22 protein-coding genes and 1 pseudogene are annotated in these 19,799 nt (G+C 73.5%); 16 read left to right on the top strand and 7 right to left on the bottom strand.

Going from position 1 to position 19,799, the window contains the following annotated elements; genetic code table 11:
- Nucleotides 1–9: 9 nt before the first annotated feature.
- The 4 genes from FGE12_RS13300 to FGE12_RS13285 all read left to right on the top strand — a co-directional run bounded on the left by FGE12_RS13300 (nt 10) and on the right by FGE12_RS13285 (nt 2,665).
- On the top strand, nt 10–486 hold the full coding sequence (locus FGE12_RS13300) for a GNAT family N-acetyltransferase (RefSeq protein WP_370458974.1): 477 nt from the start codon (nt 10–12) through the stop codon (nt 484–486).
- Nucleotides 487–610: 124 nt separating this feature from the next.
- Nucleotides 611–1,057 (top strand): hypothetical protein, encoded by a 447-nt coding sequence (locus FGE12_RS13295; RefSeq protein ID WP_153866830.1) that lies wholly within the window; start codon nt 611–613, stop codon nt 1,055–1,057.
- A 14-nt stretch (nt 1,058–1,071) separates the two neighbouring features.
- Nucleotides 1,072–1,908: an NAD(+) diphosphatase gene (gene nudC / locus FGE12_RS13290; protein WP_153866829.1), complete on the top strand. Its 837-nt coding sequence runs from the start codon at nt 1,072–1,074 to the stop codon at nt 1,906–1,908.
- A gap of 64 nt (nt 1,909–1,972) precedes the next feature.
- A complete protein-coding gene (locus tag FGE12_RS13285; RefSeq protein ID WP_153866828.1) occupies nt 1,973–2,665 on the top strand; it encodes a radical SAM protein in 693 nt (230 codons plus the stop codon).
- Here FGE12_RS13285 and FGE12_RS13280 read toward each other — a convergent pair.
- Nucleotides 2,662–2,937: a hypothetical protein gene (locus FGE12_RS13280; protein ID WP_194797849.1), complete on the bottom strand. Its 276-nt coding sequence runs from the start codon at nt 2,935–2,937 to the stop codon at nt 2,662–2,664. The two genes, FGE12_RS13285 and FGE12_RS13280, sit on opposite strands and share 4 nt — an antisense overlap.
- A 96-nt stretch (nt 2,938–3,033) precedes the next feature.
- Here FGE12_RS13280 and FGE12_RS13275 point away from each other — a divergent pair, with 96 nt between their 5' ends.
- A complete protein-coding gene (locus tag FGE12_RS13275) occupies nt 3,034–3,378 on the top strand; it encodes a hypothetical protein (RefSeq protein WP_194797848.1) in 345 nt (114 codons plus the stop codon).
- Nucleotides 3,379–3,400: 22 nt separating this feature from the next.
- Here FGE12_RS13275 and FGE12_RS13270 read toward each other — a convergent pair whose 3' ends face one another.
- The 3 genes and pseudogenes from FGE12_RS13270 to FGE12_RS13260 form a co-directional block, all read right to left on the bottom strand.
- On the bottom strand, nt 3,401–3,868 hold the full coding sequence (locus FGE12_RS13270; protein WP_153866827.1) for a DUF1877 family protein: 468 nt from the start codon (nt 3,866–3,868) through the stop codon (nt 3,401–3,403).
- A gap of 241 nt (nt 3,869–4,109) precedes the next feature.
- Nucleotides 4,110–4,328: pseudogene (locus FGE12_RS30320) on the bottom strand (GIY-YIG nuclease family protein); the annotation flags it as partial.
- Between the two features lie 57 nt (nt 4,329–4,385).
- A complete protein-coding gene (locus FGE12_RS13260) occupies nt 4,386–4,730 on the bottom strand; it encodes an HPP family protein (protein ID WP_153866826.1) in 345 nt (114 codons plus the stop codon).
- A gap of 262 nt (nt 4,731–4,992) precedes the next feature.
- Here FGE12_RS13260 and FGE12_RS13255 point away from each other — a divergent pair, with 262 nt between their 5' ends.
- From FGE12_RS13255 to FGE12_RS13230, 6 genes are all read left to right on the top strand, one after another.
- Nucleotides 4,993–5,997 carry a peptidyl-prolyl cis-trans isomerase gene (locus FGE12_RS13255; protein ID WP_153866825.1) on the top strand — a complete coding sequence of 335 codons (1,005 nt, stop codon included), beginning with the start codon at nt 4,993–4,995 and terminating at the stop codon, nt 5,995–5,997.
- Between the two features lie 74 nt (nt 5,998–6,071).
- Complete coding sequence (locus tag FGE12_RS13250) at nt 6,072–7,049, top strand: peptidylprolyl isomerase (protein WP_194797847.1); 978 nt, start codon at nt 6,072–6,074, stop codon at nt 7,047–7,049.
- A 2-nt stretch (nt 7,050–7,051) separates the two neighbouring features.
- A complete protein-coding gene (pdxA, locus tag FGE12_RS13245; protein ID WP_194797846.1) occupies nt 7,052–8,062 on the top strand; it encodes a 4-hydroxythreonine-4-phosphate dehydrogenase PdxA in 1,011 nt (336 codons plus the stop codon).
- A 10-nt stretch (nt 8,063–8,072) separates the two neighbouring features.
- Nucleotides 8,073–8,882 carry an SDR family oxidoreductase gene (locus tag FGE12_RS13240; RefSeq protein ID WP_153866824.1) on the top strand — a complete coding sequence of 270 codons (810 nt, stop codon included), beginning with the start codon at nt 8,073–8,075 and terminating at the stop codon, nt 8,880–8,882.
- Between the two features lie 87 nt (nt 8,883–8,969).
- Nucleotides 8,970–9,785: a hypothetical protein gene (locus FGE12_RS13235; RefSeq protein ID WP_153866823.1), complete on the top strand. Its 816-nt coding sequence runs from the start codon at nt 8,970–8,972 to the stop codon at nt 9,783–9,785.
- Nucleotides 9,782–10,327, top strand: coding sequence for a hypothetical protein (locus tag FGE12_RS13230; RefSeq protein ID WP_153866822.1), 546 nt, complete (start codon nt 9,782–9,784; stop codon nt 10,325–10,327). Before FGE12_RS13235 ends, FGE12_RS13230 begins: the two co-directional genes overlap by 4 nt.
- Nucleotides 10,328–10,381: 54 nt before the next feature.
- Here the strand turns inward: FGE12_RS13230 and FGE12_RS13225 are convergent, their stop codons facing one another.
- The 3 genes from FGE12_RS13225 to FGE12_RS13215 all read right to left on the bottom strand — a co-directional run bounded on the left by FGE12_RS13225 (nt 10,382) and on the right by FGE12_RS13215 (nt 13,888).
- On the bottom strand, nt 10,382–11,113 hold the full coding sequence (locus FGE12_RS13225; RefSeq protein ID WP_153866821.1) for an energy transducer TonB: 732 nt from the start codon (nt 11,111–11,113) through the stop codon (nt 10,382–10,384).
- Nucleotides 11,114–11,255: 142 nt separating this feature from the next.
- Nucleotides 11,256–11,966 carry a response regulator transcription factor gene (locus tag FGE12_RS13220; protein WP_153866820.1) on the bottom strand — a complete coding sequence of 237 codons (711 nt, stop codon included), beginning with the start codon at nt 11,964–11,966 and terminating at the stop codon, nt 11,256–11,258.
- Complete coding sequence (locus FGE12_RS13215) at nt 11,963–13,888, bottom strand: HAMP domain-containing sensor histidine kinase (protein ID WP_153866819.1); 1,926 nt, start codon at nt 13,886–13,888, stop codon at nt 11,963–11,965. The genes FGE12_RS13220 and FGE12_RS13215 overlap by 4 nt, the downstream gene beginning before the upstream one ends.
- Before the next feature lie 318 nt (nt 13,889–14,206).
- Here FGE12_RS13215 and FGE12_RS13210 point away from each other — a divergent pair, with 318 nt between their 5' ends.
- From FGE12_RS13210 to FGE12_RS13190, 5 genes are all read left to right on the top strand, one after another.
- Nucleotides 14,207–14,740 (top strand): pyridoxamine 5'-phosphate oxidase family protein, encoded by a 534-nt coding sequence (locus tag FGE12_RS13210; RefSeq protein ID WP_153866818.1) that lies wholly within the window; start codon nt 14,207–14,209, stop codon nt 14,738–14,740.
- A gap of 402 nt (nt 14,741–15,142) precedes the next feature.
- Nucleotides 15,143–16,480, top strand: a complete 1,338-nt coding sequence (locus FGE12_RS13205) for an inositol-3-phosphate synthase (RefSeq protein WP_153866817.1) — start codon at nt 15,143–15,145, stop codon at nt 16,478–16,480.
- A 43-nt stretch (nt 16,481–16,523) separates the two neighbouring features.
- Nucleotides 16,524–17,492 carry a phosphatase PAP2 family protein gene (locus FGE12_RS13200; RefSeq protein ID WP_194797845.1) on the top strand — a complete coding sequence of 323 codons (969 nt, stop codon included), beginning with the start codon at nt 16,524–16,526 and terminating at the stop codon, nt 17,490–17,492.
- Nucleotides 17,485–18,735: a GtrA family protein gene (locus tag FGE12_RS13195; protein ID WP_153866815.1), complete on the top strand. Its 1,251-nt coding sequence runs from the start codon at nt 17,485–17,487 to the stop codon at nt 18,733–18,735. The genes FGE12_RS13200 and FGE12_RS13195 overlap by 8 nt, the downstream gene beginning before the upstream one ends.
- Nucleotides 18,725–19,771, top strand: coding sequence for a hypothetical protein (locus FGE12_RS13190; RefSeq protein ID WP_153866814.1), 1,047 nt, complete (start codon nt 18,725–18,727; stop codon nt 19,769–19,771). Before FGE12_RS13195 ends, FGE12_RS13190 begins: the two co-directional genes overlap by 11 nt.
- Nucleotides 19,772–19,799: the final 28 nt, after the last annotated feature.

The following is a 19,799-nucleotide window of genomic DNA, read 5'->3' as shown; positions in this document are numbered from 1 at the left end:
GGCGCGCCCGTGTCCTCCTCCCCTGACGCGCCCTCCTTCGCGCTGCGCTTCATCACCCCCGCGGACCCGCTCTACGCGGGCGAGCTGGAGCTGCGCTTCCGCGTGCTGCGCGAGCCCCTGGGCCGCCCGCGCGAGAGCGTCACCTTCCCCTTCGAGGCGCAGAGCCTGCACCTCGTCGCGCATGCAGGCGACGAGGTGGTGGGCTGCGTGCTCTTCCACCCGGACAGCGCCGCTGGCGAGCCCTCCGGCGGGCGGCTCTTCCAGATGGCGGTGAGCCCGCGGCTGCAGGGCCAGGGGCTGGGGGCGCGGCTGGTGCGCCACCTCGAGGCGGAGCTGCGGCGGCGCGGGGTGGCGCGGGTGCACCTGCACGCGCGCGCGGCCGTGCTGCCCTTCTACGAGCGGCTGGGCTACGCGGTGTACGGCGAGCCCTTCGAGGAGGTGGGCGTGCCCCACCGCCACATGCAGCGCCTGCTGGCAGAGGGCTGACGTTCTGCAGGACAGGGAGGCTGTGCGCTGGGCCACGGAGGCGCGCGGCGCACGCCCAGAAGAGGACGGCGGGGTTTGCCGCCTCCCGCGCGCGGGCCCACCTGTGAGGGGCGGAGGTGGCTGCGTGGGGCATCGGGGCGGAGGGCGGGGAGGCGGGCTGCTGCGGGGGCTCGTGCTGGGGGCGTGGGCGCTGGGGCTCGGGGCCTGCGGGTCCGGGGGCGGCAGCGGCGAGACGGACCAGCTGCAGGTGGCGCACAGCCTGCGCTTCGCGGTGGAGCCCTCGGACGCGCTGTCCGGGGCGCCCATCGAGCCGGTCGTCACCGTGGAGGTGGTGGACGCGGCGGGCGAGCGCGTGCGCGACCTCTCGGTGCCGGTGGAGCTGACCCTGCCGCTGCGCACGAGCGGAGAGAACCTGCGCGGCGCGGTGGCGTACACCCAGGACGGGCGGGCCACCTTCCCCAACCTCACCCTGATGCACGTGGGCGCCTACCAGCTGGAGGCGCACGGCACGGGGGTGCTCGCCGCGCGCAGCCGCTCCTTCACCGTGCGCGGGGTGGAGGGGGCGCGTTAGCTTTCGCGCCGCCCATGCCCAGCGCCCTCTTCGTCCCCGGTCACCAGGCTCCCGAACCCGCTCCCGGCGCCCCGGCGCAGCTGGTGCTCGCCCAGGGCATGGAGGTGGTGGTGGCGCAGGCCGAGGGCGCGGCGCCGCAGCTGCCCGCCTTCGCGCAGGTGCAGCCCCTCGCGGACGGCCCCCTGCACTTCCTCGGCATGCTGGGCGAGCAGGCCTGCTTCACCGCGCCGCTGCGCGCAGGGGTGGAGCTGCCCGCGCCGCTGCGGCTCGCGCCCGCGCGCACGCTCTACGGCACGGTGGACGAGGCGCGCTTCGGCATGGTGGGGCGCGCCATCGCCATCAGCGAGTGGGACGTGATGCACCGCTACTGCGGGCGCTGCGCCACCCCCACGCAGCTCGCCGAGGGCGAGCGGGCGCGCCGCTGCCCCGCCTGCCACGCGGTCTTCTACCCGCGCATCAGCCCCGCGGTGATCGTGCTCATCGAGCGCGGGGACGAGGTGCTGCTCGCGCGCGGGGCGAACTTCCCCGGCAAGTGGTTCAGCCTGCTCGCGGGCTTCGTGGAGCCGGGCGAGTCGCTCGAGGAGACGGTGGTGCGCGAGGTGCGCGAGGAGGTGGGCGTGGAGCTGCGCGAGGTGCGCTACTTCGGCAGCCAGCCCTGGCCCTTCGGGCGCTCGCTGATGGTGGGCTTCACCGCGCAGTACGCGGGCGGCGCGCTGCAGCTGGACCCGAAGGAGATCGCGGAAGCCGCGTGGTTCCGCGCGGACGCGATGCCGCCCCTGCCCCCGCCGCTCTCCATCGCGCGCCGCCTCATCGACGACTACCTCGCGCGCAAGGGGCAGGCTCCCCGCTAGCCCTGCGGAGGGGCGGGTAGCGCTTGCGCAGCGCGCCCCGCGTGCGGTTAAAGGCCTCCCTCCCATGCCCGCCGCGCGCCCCCATATCGAGCCCCGCCGCCTCCCCTCCGCCGACTCGGTGGTGGTGAAGGAGACCTACCTCTCGGTGCAGGGCGAGAGCTCGCACGCGGGGCTGCTGTGCGCCTTCGTGCGGCTCACCGGCTGCCACCTGCGCTGCAGCTACTGCGACAGCGAGTTCGCCTTCCACGGCGGGCAGCGGCGCAGCATCGCGGACGTGGTGCAGGAGGTGCGCGGGATGAACGCGCCCCTGGTGGAGGTGACCGGCGGCGAGCCCCTGCTGCAGCCGGGCGTCTACCCGCTGATGGAGGCGCTGCTCGCCGAGGGGCTCACCGTGCTGCTGGAGACCTCGGGCGCCATCGACGTGCGGCTCGTGCCCCCGGCGGTCCACAAGATCGTGGACATGAAGACGCCGTCCTCGGGCGAGTGCGACCGCAACGACCTGCGCAACCTCACCAGCATGAACGGCAACGACGAGCTCAAGCTCGTCATCGGCAGCCGCGAGGACTACGACTGGAGCCGCCGGCTCATCGAGGAGCACGGCCTGCTGAAGAAGCCCTACGGGCTGCTCTTCTCCACCGTGTTCGAGAAGCTGCACCCGCGCGAGCTCGCCGAGTGGATCATCGCGGACCGGCTCCCGGTGCGCTTCCAGCTGCAGCTGCACAAGTACGTCTGGGACCCGGTCGCGCGCGGGGTCTAGAAGCGCGGAGGAGGCGGGAGCGCGGGCTGCAGCGCCGCGAGCCCCACGCCCAGCAGCAGCGCCGCGAGCACGCTGCAGGCCACGAAGCCCGCCACGATCAGCCCCTTGCGCCGGTGCTCGAACTGGCTGAACGCGTACACGAGCACGTAGGCGGGCAGCAGCAGCACCAGCATCCCGGTGCCCACGCTGCGCGCGAAGGCGTGGCGGACGAGGAAGAAGGCGCAGACGAGCGCGGCGAGCGCGAACAGGGTGGCGAGTGGCAGGAGCGGCACACCGTGGCCATAGCATGGGTAGGGCGGCCTTTGCCGCCCGGGCGTGCTGGGCTAAGCCAGGCCCCAGTCTCCCTCCCTGCTCACGAGGCATGCGCCATGTCCCTGCTCCGCACCGTCATCACCCTGATGCTCGCCGGCGCACTGCTGGGCGGCTTCATCGCCGGCTGGATGGCTCCGAAGTACCTGGAGTGGAACACCACCAGCCCCTACGCCACGACCACCCAGTGTGACCTGCCCGCCGTGGTGCGCCAGGTCGCGCACGACCTGCAGCACGCGGAGCTCATCGGCGCGGGCGTGGGCGCCGGCGTGGGCCTCGTCCTCGGCCTGGTGCTGGGGGCGCGCGGGCGCAAGAAGCGCAACGCCCTGCCCCCTCCGGCGACCCCTGGCGCAGGCAGCGGCCTGCCCCCGGCGCGCGCCGACGTCACCCGCCCGCCGGTCTAGGCGCGCCTAGGCAACTGCGCATCTACGCATCTACGGTGAAGAGCACCGCGCGGTGGTTCTCGGCCGCGCGGGTGAAGAAGTCGCGCAGGCCGCACAGGTGGCTCCACAGCCAGCGGCCCTCCACGTCGTCCCCGGCGCTCACGTAGCCCGTGGCGGCGAGGTCGCGGAAGCGCTGCGCGAACCACTCCGGCGTGAGGGCCTGCAGCCCCGCCGCCACCGAGCGCACGTCGTCCGGCAGCACCAGCACCACGGAGTAGCCACGGCCGCCCGGCAGCAGCCTGCGTCCGCCGAGCATCGCGAGCTCCAGCACGCCGCCGTCCGAGAGCATCCGCTGCAGCGGGTCCCACGCCTTGTGGCTCTCGTAGAGGCTCGCCTCGTCCCAGGTCTCCTCGAGCTCGCGCACCCGCCCCATCACCTCGTCCTCCCCTTCCGCGGCGCGGAGCGCCTGCAGCTGCGCGGGTTGGAGGGCGAAGTGGACTCCGAGGCTCATGGGATACGGCTCCTTCCAGAGGTCTGCGACCAGAGGACGACGACAGGCGCGCACAGTGGGGAGGCCTCGGCTTCGCGGCAAGGCCTGCCTTCCGCATGTGTGCACTTCTCCAGCATCATCAGAAGCTGCGGCGGCCGCGCTTCGCGGTCCGCGACGACGGCTTCCCCACCGGGGACGGGCGCTTCCGGGCGGCAGGCTTCCGCGGCGCCGGGCGCGAGCGAGGCGCACGCGGCGCCACGGCCTGCACGAGCGCGAGCTTCTGCGTCCGGGTGAGGCGCTTGAGGGCCGCCTCGCGCCGCAGCGCCGCGCTGCGGTCCTGCGCGGGCTCGCTCCACACGAGCGCCACCGGCAGGCGCGAGCGCGTGTACGCGGCGCCGCGGCCCGCCTGGTGCGTGGCCACCCGGCGCTCGAGGTCCACGGTCGCGCCGGTGTAGAGCGAGCCGTCGCGGCAGCGCAGCATGTAGACGGTCCAGGGAGGGGCCACGGGGGCGCGCACTGTACACGCGCGCCGGGGCGCCTAGTGGCTCCAGCGCTCCCCCTCCTCGCCCACGCCGCTCGCCTCGAGCGCCTGCGCGGCCGTCACGACGCGGGTCTCGGGCCCCTCGCCCGGCAGCCACGGGGCGCGCGGCGCCGGGTGGGGCGCCATCACCTCGGAGACGGGCAGCAGCGGATCCGCGCGCCAGGCGCCCAGCAGGTGCGCCTCGGTCAACAGGCCGACCAGCTCCCCCTGCGCGTCCAGCACCGGCAGCAGCCGCCGGCCGTGGGCCTGCATCACCTGCAGGGCATAGAAGAGGGTGTCTGTGGGCAAAACACTGACATGGTCCAGGTCGCTGTCTTCCGCGGGTGAGGGCTGCTGCTGCATCCAAGGGCCTCCAGAGGTGTCGTTGCGCTGTGTGCCTGCAACCGCCCTGCCGGTCAGGACCCCCCCCCGGGAAGTGGACACCCGGAGCAGGCGGGCGGGCGTGGAGTCCCCTGGGGGCCAGGAGCCGGGCGTGGGCCGGCGCCGGCCGTCCGCCGCAGCTCGGCCGGGCGCTCGGTTGCCCTGTCAGGGCCTGCGTGTTACCCGGGTATGATCGGGCTCCGTCTCCCGTTCCATCGTCTCTGCCGTCCCCCGGAGTTCCCGCATGTCCCCGGTCCCCTCCCGCCGCCCGCTCCTCCCCCTCGCCGCCGCGCTGCTCGGCGCGCTCGCGCTGCTGGGCGGCTGCCGCAAGGCGGCCCAGGAGTCGCCGGACGCGAACACCGTCGCCACGGTGAACGGCGAGGCGGTGGCGCGCGCGGACTTCGAGCGCGAGCTCTCCAACGAGGTGGCGCCCGAGCTCACCCCGCAGGAGGTGGAGCCCTTCAAGCGCGCGCTGCTGGACACCCGGGTGAACCAGCTGCTGCTCCTGCAGGCGGCGCGGCAGAACAACGTGACGGTGAGCGCGGCCGAGGTGGACCGCGGCGTGCTGCGGCTCTCCAGCGACTACCCCGAGGGCAACTTCAGCGAGGCGCTGAGCCAGGGGCAGAAGTCCATGGCGGACCTCAAGGCCGAGACGGCCGCGAGCCTCACCATCGAGAAGCTCTACGCCGAGCACGTGTACCCGCGCGTCGCCGTGACCGAGGAGGAGCTGCGCGCGTACTGGGCCGCGCACGAGGCGGACTTCAACGAGCCCGAGCAGGTGCGCGCCGCGCAGCTGGTGGTGAAGGGCCTGGACGAGGCGCGAAGGCTGCAGAAGGAGCTCAAGAGCGGCAAGAAGTTCGCGGACCTCGCGCGCCGCTACTCCCTCAGCCCGGACGCGAAGGTGGGCGGGGACCTGGGCTTCTTCGCGCGCGGGCAGATGCCGCCGGAGTTCGAGGAGGTGGCCTTCCGGCTGCGCGTGGGCGAGGTCTCCGACGTGGTGAGCACCGACTACGGCTACCACCTCTTCCGCGTCCTCGAGCGCCGCCCTGCGCGCCACCGCGAGCTGGCAGAGGTCCGCCCCCAGGTGGAGGCGCGCCTGCTCGAGGACAAGCGGCTGCAGGCCCAGGAGGACTACCTCAAGGGCCTCAAGGCGCGCGCCCAGGTCTGGGTGAACGAGCCGGTGCTGCAGGCGCTCAAGGTGCGCGCGAACGGTGCGAAGGTGGCCAGCCCCGAGCCGGGCGGGCCGTGACACACTGCGCCCGGGCGAGCCCGGCTCCTCCAGAGAGGGCCCCCAGGGCGCACACGAGGAAGGCGATGGAGCGGATGACGAAGCAGAGGACGATGGCACTGGGCGCGGCGCTCGCGCTGCTGCTGGGCGCGGGGCCCGCAGGCGCCGAGGTCGTGGACCGGGTGGCCGCCGTGGTGAACCAGGACATCATCACGCTCTCCGAGGTGGAGCTGCGCGCCGGCCCCGAGCTCGAGAAGCTGGGCGCCGTGCGCGACCCCAAGAAGCGCGGCGAGGAGCGCCAGAAGCTGCTCAAGCGCGTGACCGACCAGCTCATCGGCGAGAAGCTGATGGAGAAGGAGGTCAAGGAGATGGGCCTCTCCACCACCGACAAGGAGCTGGACCAGGCCATCGACGACGTGCTCCAGCAGAACAACCTCAAGAGCCGCGAGGAGCTCGAGGAGCGCATCCGCTCCGAGGGCCTGAGCATGCAGGAGTACCGCGAGATGCTCAGCGGCCAGATGTCGCGCATGAAGCTGGTGCAGCTCAAGGTGCAGCCGCGCATCAAGCTCAGCGAGGCGGACCTGCGCAGCGAGTACGCCCAGTACACCCGCAACGAGCGCGGCGACGCCGAGGTCCACTGCCGCCACATCCTCGTGCAGGTGCCCAAGAACGCCTCCCCCGAGCAGGTGGAGGCCGCGCACAAGCGCGCGCTGGCCATCGCCGCCGAGGCGCGCCGGCCGGGCATGGACTTCGAGGCGCTCGCGCGCGCGCGCAGCGAGGGCCCCAGCGCCGCGGACGGCGGCGACCTCGGCTTCTTCCGCCGCGGCCAGATGGTGCCCGCCTTCGACCGCGTCGCCTTCGGCCTCAAGGAGGGCGAGGTGAGCGACCCGGTGCGCACCGACTTCGGCTGGCACGTCATCAAGGTGGAGGAGCGCCGCGCCATCGACGTGCCCAAGTTCGAGGACGTGAAGGAGCAGCTCGCCGAGAAGCTGCGCCGCGAGAAGACCGAGAAGTTCGTGGAGCAGTACGTCCAGGAGCTGCGGCAGAAGGCCGTGGTGCAGGTGAAGCTCTAGCCGTGCCCGCCCCGCGCCGCGCGCAGCGCAGCGAGCGCCCCGTCGTCGGCATCTCGCTCGGAGACCCCTCGGGCATCGGGCCCGAGGTCACGGCCGCGGCGCTCGCGCTGCCCCGCGTGCGCCGCGCGCTCGTCCCGGTGGTGTTCGGGGACGGCCCCACGCTCGCGCGCCTCGCCCCGCTGGGCGCCTACCCGCGCGCGGCCGCGCTCGGCGCCCGCCCCCAGGGCCCCCTGTGCATCGAGGTGAGCCGGCTGCCCGCGCCGGCGCGCCGCCCCGGGCGCCCCAGCCTGGAGGGAGGCCGCGCGCAGTACGCCTACGTGCGCGCGGCGATCGACGCGGCGCGCGCGGGCCACGTGGACGCGCTGTGCACGGCGCCCGTGAGCAAGGAGCAGATCAGCCGCGCGGGCATCCCCTTCATGGGGCACACCGAGGTCCTCGCCGAGGCCTTCGGGCGCGAGGTGCTGATGCTGATGGACGGGCCGCGGCTGCGCGTGGCGCTCGCCACCAACCACGTGCCCATCGCGCAGCTGCCCTCGCTGCTGAGCGCGGAGGGGCTGCTCGCCCAGCTGCGCCTGCTGCACGCCTCCTTCCGGCCGCGCCTCGGGCGGCGCCCGCGCATCGCGGTGCTCGGGCTGAACCCGCACGCGGGCGAGGGGGGGCTGCTGGGCCGCGAGGAGGTGGAGGTCATCGCCCCGGCGGTGGCGCGCGCGCGGGGCGAGCGCATCGATGCGCACGGGCCGCTGCCGGCGGACGGGCTCTTCGCCCACTTCGGGGACGGGAAGGGCCGCCCCTTCCCCTACGACGCGGTGCTCGCCATGTACCACGACCAGGCGCTCATCCCGGCCAAGGCCCTGGACTTCGTGCACACCGTGAACGTGACCCTGGGGCTGCCGGTGCCGCGCACCAGCCCCGACCACGGCACCGCGTACGCCATCGCGGGCAAGGGCGAGGCGAGCTGCCTGCCCATGGCCGAGGCCCTGCTCAAGGCGGCGGAGCTCGCGCGTTTGAGGTAGAGGGGTGGGCATGTCCAAGCCACTCGCGCTCGCCTCCCGCTGGGTCCTCGTCACCGGTGCCTCCTCGGGGCTGGGGCTGGAGATGGCGCGGGTGCTCGCGCGCGTGCACCGGGCGAACCTGGTGCTGGTGGCGCGCCGGCGCGAGCGCCTGGACGCGCTCGCCGCCGAGCTGCAGAGGGACTGCGGGGTGCAGGCGCTCGCGGTGGCGGCGGACCTCGCGGAAGGGGGCGCCGCCGAGCGCGTGCTCGCGCAGGCGACGGCGGAGGGGCGCACCCTGAGCGCCGTGGTGCTCAACGCGGGCGTCACCTTCTACGGCGAGGCGCTCGCGCAGGAGCCCGCGCAGCTGGAGGCGCTGGTGCGCACCAACGTGCTGGGCATGGTGGACCTGGCCTCGCGCGCCGCGCGCCACATGGTGCAGGCCCGCGAGCCGGGCGCCCTGCTGATGGTCTCCAGCGTCGGGGGCCTGATGCCCCTGCCCTACCAGGCGGCCTACGGCGCCTCGAAGGCCTTCGTCACCAGCTACGGCCTCAGCCTGGGCGAGGAGCTGCGCGCGCACGGGGTGAGCGTCACGGTGTTCGCCCCCGGCGGCATCGCCACCGAGCTGCTCGAGCTGAGCGGCCTGGATGCGAAGTTCAAGGCCGGACAGGTGGGGGTGATGGAGGCGCCCGCCTGCGCGGAGCGGGCGGTGGCGGCGCTCGTCTCGCGCCGGGCGCTGGTGGTGCCCGGGCTGCTCAACCAGGCGCTCGCGGCGGCCCCCCGGCTCCTGCCGCGCCGCTTCCTCGCGGCCCGGGTGGCGGCGCTCTACCGTCCTTCGCGCTGACACTCCCGGGCGGGAACGGCTTTCGCCGGGCGCGGAGGGCTGACTAGAGTCGGAGCTCGCCTCCCCACCTTCCGTGGAGTCAGCCCCGTGCTCTCCAGTCTCCTCGTCGTGTCCCTGCTCGCGGCTGCGCCCGCGAAGCAACCCAACCTGGCCTCCCCGGGCCTCGCGGCCGCGGGGGTGCCCCCGGACGTCGCCGCCGGCATCACCGACCACCTCGACCGGCAGCTCGCGCGTCAGGGCGTGAAGGTGCAGAGCGCGGCGAGCATGCAGCACACGCTGCCCGAGGAGCGCTGGCGCAAGCTCTTCGAGTGCGACTGGCACAGCAAGTCCTGCCTCGCGCAGTACGGCGAGGCGCTGGGCGTCTCGGGGGTGCTCACGGGCGAGGTGTCGCGCGGGGAGGCCGGCTACGCGGCGCGCATCCAGGTGCTCTCGGTGAAGGACGGCACGGCGCTCGCGGACGAGTTCGTCACCGGCTTCGGGCTGCCCGAGCTGCAGCAGGCCATCGTCCGGCTCGCGCCCCGGCTCGCCGACCAGCTCGCGCTGCGGCTGGAGACGCGGCTGGACCGGCCCACCTCCTCGCGCGTGTGGGCGCTCGCGCCGCTGGGCGTGGGCATCGGCCTGTCGGCCGGCGGCACGCTGCTGCTGATCAACGCCACCCAGAAGCGCGACTTCATCGAGGCGGGCTTCCCGGACGGCCCGGCCACGCCGCTGGACGCCTTCAAGATCCGCGACGCGGGCCACAAGCAGCAGCTGTGGGGCGGCATCCTGGTGGGCGCCGGCCTCACCGCCATCGTGGGCTCGGTGGTGCTCTACAAGGTGCAGGAGTCGAACACGCCGAAGAACCTGCTGTCGGGAGTGAGCGTCGGGCCCTCGGGCATCGTGGTCTCGGGGGTGCTGCCGTGAGGGGCCCCTTCGTTGCGCTGCTCATCGGCCTGGCCCTGGGGCTGGGCGCAGGCGCCTGCAGCTTCACCCCCGCGCTGCAGGCCTACTGCGACGAGACCCAGCTGTGCGCCTGCGAGGGCGACGACTGCTGCATCAAGTCCGCCAACAGCTGCGAGGACGGGCTGTGCTGCGGCCGCCTGGTGTGCACCGACGGCTTCTGCGGCCAGGGCCCGGACCAGCCCTTCCTCGCCATCACGCCGCCGGGCATCGACTTCGGCGTGTACGACCGCACCAGCGTGAACCCCGCCCCCTTCCAGGTCTTCACCGTGACCAACGTGGGCACCCAGCCCACCGGCCCGCTGCAGCGGCGCACCCTGGGCAACGTGGGCGACCTCACCGTGAGCGAGGACGGCTGCGCCAACCGCGCGCTCGCCCCGGGCCAGTCCTGCACCACGCGCGTGGACGTGACGCCGACCTCCGCGGGCTTCAAGGAGCTGCGGCTCGCGTACTTCGAGTCCTCGGACGTGGACACCACCGTCACCATCACGGCGCTCGTCCGCTAGCGCGCCCCGCTGCCCGGGTCCCGGAGGCCGGGACCCGGGGCTGCCCGCGGGCCACTACTGCGGCAGCTTCAGCTGCACGTTGAAGACGTAGGAGACGCTCACCGGGCGGCCCTGGAAGGTCACCGGCGTGTAGCGGCGCGCCTCGAGCGCGCTGCGCACGGCCTCGCTCAGGTGCGGCAGCCCCTTGAGCACCTTGCAGGCCTCCGTCTCACCCTCGCGGGTGATGGTGCAGCGCACGATCAGCGTGCCCTCCACGTGCGCCTCCAGCGCCTCGCGCGTGTACTCGAGCGCGGGGCCGGAGACCATGCGGGGCTTGGTCATCCCGCTGCCGAAGACGAGCACGTCCTCGCCCGTGGGCTGCCCTTCGCTGCTCGGGACGAAGGGGATGTTCGTCAGGGAGCTCGTGATGCTGCCGCGCGGGTCGCCCCCCAGCACGCCCTCCCGAGCAGGCACCTCGTCCGCGGCGGGCGGCGACGGGGGCGTGTCGGTGGGCGTGGCCTCCGGCGGACGCGCGGTGGGCGCGTGGCGCGGGATGCGGTCCGCGCGGGGCTTGGGGCGCACGGTGGCCGCGGGAGCGGGGTCGCGGTAGCCCTTGGCGACCATCGGCGCCTTGGGACCGAGGTGGATGACCAGGTCCTTGGGCCCCTGAACCTCCACCTCCGGGCGAGGCGCCGTGAGCCACAGCACGCCGGCGAGCAGCCCCGCGTGCACCGCGAAGGAGATGAAGGCGCCCGTGCCGAAGCGCCCGTGCCGCATGCCCTGGGTTTCGATGACCGACTGGAACATCCGCTGCCTCCCGTCCTCGTGGGCGCCCCGGGCGGCCGCTTGGTTGCGGCCTGCGTGGGAGTCCCGGAGGCGCCGCTGTCCACGCACCTGCCAAGCTACGGAAGGCACGCGGGGCGGGTGCGGAGGCCCGGCCATCTCTTCGTCATCGTTCGGTCATGGCGCGCGGCTCGAGCTCCATCCGGTAGCCCACGCCGCGCAGCGTGTGGATGGCCCAGGGGCTCGCGCTCGTCCAGGCGAGCTTCTTCTTCAGGCTGCTGACGAAGTTGTCCACGGTGCGCGGGTCCACGACCACGTCGGTGCCCCACACCGCATCCAGGATGGCGTCGCGCGTGAGGGCGCGGTCGCGGTGGCGCAGCAGGTACACGAGCAGGTCGAACTCCGTGCGGGTGAGCTCGATCTCCTCGGCGCCGCGGCTCAGGCTGCGGCGCCCGAGGTCCAGCGTGAAGCCGCCGAAGGCCATCACCTGTGGCGCGGCCGCGCCCGTGCGCCGCACCAGCGCCGCCACGCGCGCGAGCAGCTCGCGCAGCCGGTAGGGCTTGCCCAGGTAGTCCTGCGCGCCCGCCTCGAAGCCGCGCACCAGGTCGTCCTCCAGCGTGCGCGCGGTGAGCATCAGCACCATGCTGGTGAGCCCCCCTGCGCGCAGGCGCCGGCACAGGCTGTAGCCGTCCTCGCCCGGCATCATCACGTCCAGGATGAGCAGATCGAAAGTGCGCTGGGCGAGCTGGGACTCGGCCTCGCGCGCGTTGGCCGCGAGCGCCACCTCGTAGCCCTCGTCCTGCAGGTTGTCGCGCAGGCCGGTGCGCAGGTGCGGGTCGTCCTCGACGATCAGGATGGAGGGGCGGGCGGTGGTCATGCGAGCTCGTGGGAAGGAGCGGGGAAGCTGAGCAGGAAGGTGGTGCCCTCGGGGCTGGAGGCGTGCACGCGGATGTGGCCTCCGTGCACCTGCATGATCTTGCGGCACAGCGCGAGCCCGAGGCCACTGCCGTGCACCTCGTGCTCCGGGCGCTCGAGCCGGTAGAAGTCCTGGAACACGCGCTCCCACTCGCCCTCGGGGATGCCCAGGCCGTTGTCCTGCACCTCCACGAGCACGCGCGCGCCCTGCAGGCTCGCGGCGAGGCGCAGGCGCACGGGGCTGCGGCGGTTGTAGGTGCACGCGTTGCGCGCGAGGTTGCTCAGGAGCAGGCGCGCGAGCTGCGGGTCCACCTGCAGCGCCACGTCCCCGCCCTCTACCTGCAGCTCTGCGCCGGGCGCCTGCGCGTGCAGCTCCTCGCGCACGGGCCCGAGCAACTCCTCGAGCCGCACGCGCGCGGGGCGCGGGCTCCAGCGTCCCTTGTCGATGCGGTTGAAGGAGAGGATGTTCTCCACGAGGAAGTGCAGCCCGTCCGCCGCCTGCACGATGCGCTGCGGGTAGTCGCGCGCCTCGGGCACGCTCCCCGCGCGCCGCTCCAGGCTCTCGGCGAGCAGCCGGATGGAGGCGAGGGGCGTGCGCAGCTCGTGGCTCACCGTGGCCACGAAGTCGCTCTTGAGCTCCACGAAGCGGTACTTGCGGTGCTGCGCCACGCCGGCGAGCACCACGATGGCCGCGGCCAGCGCCGCGCACGCCGCCACCAGCCCCGTCTTCAGGCCGTAGCGCTGGGCGATGTCCGCCTCGGCCGCCGCCCACTCGGGCAGCTGCACCTGCACCGCGAGGCGCGAGAGCGGCTGCACCGCGCCGCCCGGCTCCAGGCTCACCCGCGCGTCCTTGCCCGCGAGCCCCTTCTCCTGGAGCTCGCGCGCGAGCGCCTCGAGCAGCCGCGCCGGGTCCACGGCGAGCCCGCGCACCGCGCCGCTCTCGAGCGGCTCGAGGTACCAGCGCTCGCCCACCAGCGTGGGCGAGCCGAGCGACTCGGGCAGCACGAGCGCGCCCGCACCCTGCTCGTACGCGCGCGCCATGAAGTCGTCCGCGGGGACCTGCAGCGCGTAGCTGAGGCGCGCGATGCGCTCGCGCAGGAAGGCGAAGTCCCCCTCCCCCAGCCGCCCGCGCATCCGCAAGAGCTCGCGCTGCAGCCCGGGGAGGCGCTCGGGGCCCTCGCCGTAGCCCTCGCGCACCAGCGCGCGCACCGGCGCGGGCGTGAGCGCGCCGCGCTGCAGCCGCTCGGCGACGAGCAGGGCGAGCGCGAGCTCCTGCGGCACCGGCAGCGGGTGCTCCACGCGCGCCTGTCCGAGCGCGAGGAGCAGCGGCTCGGGGTTTGCCAGGCCGGCCGCAGCACCGGCGCTGGACGCCACCGCCGAGAGCCCCGGAGCGCTCCGGGGCGGCGGTGCGCCCGCGCCCTGCGCAGGGCCCGGCGCTGCATCGGACGTAGAGAGCGCGGCGGCGAGCGGCGCGAGGCGCAGCGCGAGCGCGCTTCCCGCGGCGGGCAGGGGCGTTCTGCCCGCGAGCGCGCTGGAGAGCTGGGCGTGGGCCTCGCGCGCGGCGCCCTCGGCACCCGGGCTCGCGCGCACGAGCCGGGGCAGGTACTGGCGTCCTCCGCGCGCGACGAAGAGGTGGTCCGCCGGCAGCAGCGGGTCCACGAGCGCGGCCTCCAGCTCGGGGAGGCTCGCCTCCATGCGCGCCTGCAGCGTGCGCGCGAGCACCTCGCGCGCGTACTGCTCGAGCGTGCTGCGGCGCCCCGCGAGCTGGGCGCGCGCGTCCTCCGCCTCCTGCAGGAAGATGCGCTGCAGGCTCGCGAGCCCCCACGCGAGCGCGAGGAAGCCCAGGCCCAGCAGCAGCAGCGTGGGCATCAGCCGGCGCAGCATCTAGGCGCTCCCCTGCCGGCAGGGCACGGCACGGCGAGGGGGCACGGCGGCGAGAGCGGAGCGCGTCACGGACGGGCCCGACTATCGCACAGCAGGCAGGCGGCCCGGGTCAGCGTCCGGTCGGCGCCGCGTCACGGCCCCGTCATGGCCTCGCGGCAGGGGCGCCGCGCCCGCGCGCGGGGCAGGCGGCCGGGCGGAGCCTCCGCCCTGCGCCCCTCGCCGGACGTGGCCAAGCTGAGCGGGGTCTCTGTCTTTTCGCGGGCGCCCGCCGTGCGCCCGTCCACGCTCGCAGCTCAGGCTCGCAAAGGAGAAGGCGCCATGGCGAAGAAGCGGTCCGGCACGGATGCGGTGCAGCACCTGGGAGAGCTCATCGAGGACATCAAGGTCGCGATGATGACCACCGTGGAGGAGGACGGCGCCCTGCGCAGCCGCCCCATGTGGACGCACGAGCTGCACGCCTTCGAGGGCGAGCTCTGGTTCTTCACCCGCCAGCACTCGCACAAGGTGGACGAGCTGGAGCACGACCACCACGTGAACCTCTCCTACGCGGAGCCCAAGCGCGACCAGTACGTGAGCCTCTCGGGCCGCTGCAGCATGGTGAAGGACCGCGAGAAGATGGAGAAGCTGTGGACCCCCGCCCTCAAGGCCTGGTTCCCCGAGGGGCTCGAGGACCCGGAGCTCTCGCTCCTGCGCGTGCGGGTGGAGAAGGCCGAGTACTGGGACACGCCCAGCAGCCGCATGGTGCAGCTCGCCGGCTTCGTGAAGGCGAGCGTCACCGGGCGCCCGGCCGACCCCGGCGACAACGAGAAGCTCACCTTCCACGAGGACGGCACGACGTCCGCGCCCCACTGAGCGACGCACCGGCTGAGGGGTGCCCCGTACGCCCGGGGCACGCTCCCTCGCCTGCTCGAGCAAGCAGCCCCGCTTAGGGCCGCCAGTATCCCGCCCACCCTGCGCACCTTGCCTTACCGGGCTGCTGCGGGGTGGGTGACACTTTTCTGGGGCGGAGCATTGAGGTATTCGCCCGCGCCGGAGGGGCGAGTGCCGTCCGCCTCCCCTTGCACCGCAGTGAATTCGCACCCGGCAAGAAGAAAGTGTAGACCCCCGCACAAACGGTTGTGACCGGACGCGGTTCGATGTAGATAGTCCGCAATCGAGACTATCCGCGCTCGGGAGTATGTGGGGCCGGCACAGACCAACGCGGCTGACGTCGCACAGCGGGAGGCCGTGAGGCGCCCCGCAGGAGAAGCAGACATGACTACGAAGAAGAAGGTCGCCGCCCCCGAGGGCAAGCTGGCCATCCTGATCCCCGGCCTCGGTGCCGTGTCCACCACCCTGATGGCCGGCGTCGAGATGGCGCGCAAGGGCCAGGGCAAGCCCATCGGCTCGCTCACCCAGATGGGCACCGCGCGCATCGGCCGCCGCGACCAGAACAAGACCGTGAAGCTCAACGAGCTCGTGCCGCTCGCGAGCCTCGAGGACGTGGTCTTCGGCGCCTGGGACATCATCCCCGAGGACGCGGCCCAGGTGGCCGAGCGCTCCGGCGTGCTGAGCAAGGAGCACCTGGACCTGGTGCGCCCCTTCCTCAAGACGATCAAGCCCAAGAAGGGCGTGCACAACCCCGAGTTCGTGCGCCGCATCCAGGCGACCCACATCAAGGACACCAAGACCCACCGCGACAGCATCGCGGCGCTGCGCCAGGACATCCGCGACTTCCTCAAGGAGCTCGGGGCCAAGCGCGCGGTGATGGTGGTGTGCTCGAGCGTCGAGACCTACCGCCCCTACCCGGACATCTTCAGCACCCTGGAGAAGCTCGAGAAGGCGATCGACGCGAACAGCGCCGAGATCAACCCCACCTTCCTCTACGCCTACGCGGCCATCATGGAGGGCGTGCCGTTCGCCAACGGCACCCCCAACGCCAGCGTGGACACGCTCGCGCTGCAGGAGCTCGCCAAGAAGCAGGGCGTGCCGGTGGCCGGCCGTGACCTCAAGAGCGGCCAGACGATGATGAAGACCGTCATCGCGCCCGCGCTCAAGGCCCGCATGCTCGGCCTGGACGGCTGGTTCAGCACCAACATCCTCGGCAACCGCGACGGCGAGGTGCTCGACGATCCCCAGGCCTTCAAGGCCAAGGAGGTCACCAAGAGCAGCGTGCTGGACACCATCCTGCAGCCCGAGGTCTACCCGGACCTCTACAGCAAGATCAGCCACAAGGTGTCGATCCACTACTACCCGCCCCGCGGCGACGCGAAGGAGGGCTGGGACAACATCGACATCACCGGCTGGCTCGGCTACCCGATGCAGATCAAGATCAACTTCCTCTGCCGGGACTCCATCCTCGCCGCGCCCCTGGTGCTGGACATCGCCATCTTCATGGACCTGGCCAAGCGCCTCGAGTGGCGCGGCATCCAGGAGTGGATGAGCTTCTACTTCAAGACCCCGATGGCGCTCGAGGGTCTGCCGGTGGAGCACGACCTCTTCATCCAGTCCGCGAAGCTGAAGAACACCCTGCGCGCGGTGGCGGGCGAGGAGCCCATCACCCACCTCGGCCTCGACTACTACGGGGACGACCTCCCCCTGCCGACGAAGTAGTCGCAGCCCCCGCAACGACTCACCCGCCGCGCCTGGTGCCTCCGTGACCTCCCCCGTGCGTTCTTCGAGCGAGCCGATGAAGAACCCCGCGGGGGAGGCGTCCCGGAGCGCCAGCGCGCCGGCCCTGCTGCCGTGGCTCGCCACGGCGCTCGCCGCAGCGCACCTCGCGCTGGTGCTCGCCACGGGGCTCTTCCGCCCCGAGCACCTCTTCGCGGACGCGCTGCTCGGCGTGCTCGCCTGGGCGGGCCCGGGCGCGCGCCGCTTCCTCAAGGGCGGCATCGCGCTCTGGCTCACCGGCACCCTGCTGGACAACCAGCGCCTGTGGATCCACCTGCGCCCCGCGGTGCACACCGGGGACCTGGTGGCGCACGAGAAGGCGCTGTTCGGCGTGAACCTCGCCGAGTGGTTCGCGAGCCACACCCACGTGGCGCTCGACGTGCTCTGCGGGCTCGGCTACGCCACCTACCTCTTCGAGTTCTTCGCCCTGCTGGTGGTGCTGTTCTGGCGCCGCGACGCGCGCTTCGAGCGCATGGCGTGGACCTTCTTCGCCGTGAACCTCATCGGCTGCATCACCTACGTGCTCTACCCCGCCGCCCCGCCCTGGTACGTGATGATGCACGGCCCGGGCCCCGCGGACCTGAGCGTGGCGGGGAGCGCCGCGGGCGCCGCCCGCTTCGACGCCCTCATCGGCGTGGGCTTCTTCAAGGGCTTCTACTCGCGCAATCCCAACGTGTTCGGCGCCATGCCGAGCTTGCATACGGCCTACCCCACGGTGGCCCTCTGGCAGGTCTGGCACCTGGGCAAGCGCTGGCGCATCCCTGCAGCCCTGTTTGCGGGCCTCATCGGGTTCAGCGCCGTCTATCTGCAGCATCACTACATTCTGGACGTGGTGGGGGGAGTGGCCGCTGCGCTCCTCGCCTGCACGGCGGTGGACGCACTGGCCGCCCTGCTCAAGGGCCGGGGGGTTGCCGAAGTGGGCGCCCTGGCAACCGAAGGAGAGACCCATGATTGACACCCTGTACTCCTGGTTGACGGGCGACCTCAGCCGCTCGGCGCGCATCTGGACCGCGCTGGCGCCGGCCATCCTCGCCTCGGCCTACTTCATCGTCGGGCTGCTCGCCTTCAGCGTGCGCTGCCTCTTCAAGGGCATCCCCGAGGACAAGGAGACCGTCAGCCGCGGCGCGACCGTGCTGGTGGGCTTCTTCCTGCGCCACTACTTCTTCTGGGTCATCCGGCCCGTGTGGTCGCTCATCCTGCGCAGCGGCATCCCCGCCAACGCGATCACCATGCTCGCCACGCTGCTGTCCGCGGCGAGCGGCGTGGCGGTGGCGGCCGGGCGCTTCGCGCTGGGCGGCTGGCTCTTCCTGGGCGCGGGCATCCTGGACGTGATGGACGGGCGCATCGCGCGCGTGCGCAAGACGGCGAGCCCCGCGGGCGCCGCGCTGGACAGCGTGCTGGACCGCTACGCGGACAGCGCCATCCTCATCGGCCTGGGCTGGTACTACCGCGACACCTGGGTGCTCTTGCCCGTGCTCGCCGCGTTCATGGGCACCAGCCTGGTGCCCTACGTGCGCGCGCGCGGCGAGGGCCTGGGCATCCCGCTGCGCGGCGGCGCGATGCAGCGGCTCGAGCGCGTGCTCTTCCTGGGCGGCGGCGTGGCGCTCGCGCCCATCCTCGAGGCGCTCGCCTTCCCCAACAACCCGCGCCCCATGCACTGGCTCGCGGTGGTGGGCCTGAGCGTGGTGGCGGTGGGCAGCAACATCACCGCGATGACGCGCCTGCGCGACCTCATCCGCGCGCTCGCCCCGCCCCCCAAGGCGCGCCGCCGCTCGAGCGGCGCGCTGCTCACGCTCAGCGTGGTCGCGGCCGCGCTCGCCACCGCGGTGGACAACGGCGCGATGACGGCGCTGGTGGAGCTGGCGAAGTTCAACGTGACCTTCGCCACGGCGCTGGGCTGCGTGGTGGGCGCGGTGGTGAACTACACCTTCAACCGCGTCATCACCTTCCGCAGCGAGGGCGCGGTGGCCCCGCAGCTGGCGCGCTACGCGCTGGTGAGCACGGTGAGCATGCTGCTCAACGCGGGCGGCGTGGCGCTGCTCGTGCTGCACCCGCAGCTGCACTACCAGCTCGCCTGGTGGCTCGCGCGCGCCGCGGTGTACCTCGCGTGGAACTTCCCCCTGCAGCGCGACTACGTCTTCGGCGACAGCTCCGAGGGCGACGACGACCCGCTGCTGCCGCGCCCCCATGCCGCCTAGCGGCGCCCCGCGGCCGGCCTCCCTGCGGCTGCTCGCGCTGCTGATGCTCCTGCCCGCCGCGGCGCTCGCCGCGGCGGACGCGTCTGGGGCGCCCGCAGCTCCGGCCGCACCGGCGAGCCCCGGCCTCCTCGAGCCGCAGCCCGTTCCGAGCGACAACTACGGCGAGAGCTTCACCTTCCTTGCCGACCTGCAGGACGGCACCTACGTCTGGACGCAGCTGTCCTTCACCCACCTGGGGCCGGGCAGCCACCACGGCGTGTGCCGCGCGCTGGTGGTGCGCGGCGGTGCGGCGAGCGCGCAGCCGGCGTGGACGCCGAGCGAGCGCGTGAGCAAGGGGCAGTGGGGCTACGACGCCGCGGCGCGCGCGCTGCGGGTGGGCCCCTGCAGCGCCACCGAGGGCGAGCACCCCGCGGTGCGCATGGCCTTCGGCGACGGCACCCTGGAGCTCACCTTCGCGCAAGGCTTCCACCCCTTCACCCCGCCGGGCGCCACGCTCTCGCAGGGCGCGGCGCGCTACCGCGCCGAGGTGCTGCTGCCCTGGAGCCCGGTGCAGGTGCGGCTCGCGCGCAAGGGGCTGCCCGAGGAGCGGCTCGCGGGCAGCGGCTACGTGGACCACAGCCACTCCACCTTCCCGCCGGCGAAGCTGGCGCAGGCGTGGGTGCGCTTCCGCGCGCCGGGCACGGCGCCCCACCCCCTGCTCGTGGGGCGCGAGGCGCAGGACGGCGGCTACGGCCCGGTGTACTTCTGGTCGGACGGCAGCGGCGCGCAGGCGCTCACCCGCTTCGCGCTGCGGCGCGAGGGGACGCGCGCCGCCACGCGCTGGACGGCGGAGTTCGGCGACGCGGCCGCCACGCCCTGGCGCCTGCGCAGCACGGGGTTCGTCTACCGCAGCGCGCCCGTGGAGGACCTCGGGCTGATGGGCGCGCTCGTGCGCCCCCTCGTGGGCAGCCCCGTCACGTACACCCACCGCGCCGTGCTCGAGCGCGCGGGGGCGCCGCCCGTGAGCGGGCTGCTCGAGGTCACGCTGGAGGAGTAGGACCTGGCCAAACCCGCGGCGAGCTGCC

The organism is Aggregicoccus sp. 17bor-14 (assembly GCF_009659535.1).
In the GTDB taxonomy this organism is placed as follows: domain Bacteria; phylum Myxococcota; class Myxococcia; order Myxococcales; family Myxococcaceae; genus Aggregicoccus.
The sequence above is the reverse complement of the archived record's forward strand: the minus strand, read 5'-3'. Positions and strand labels throughout refer to the sequence as shown.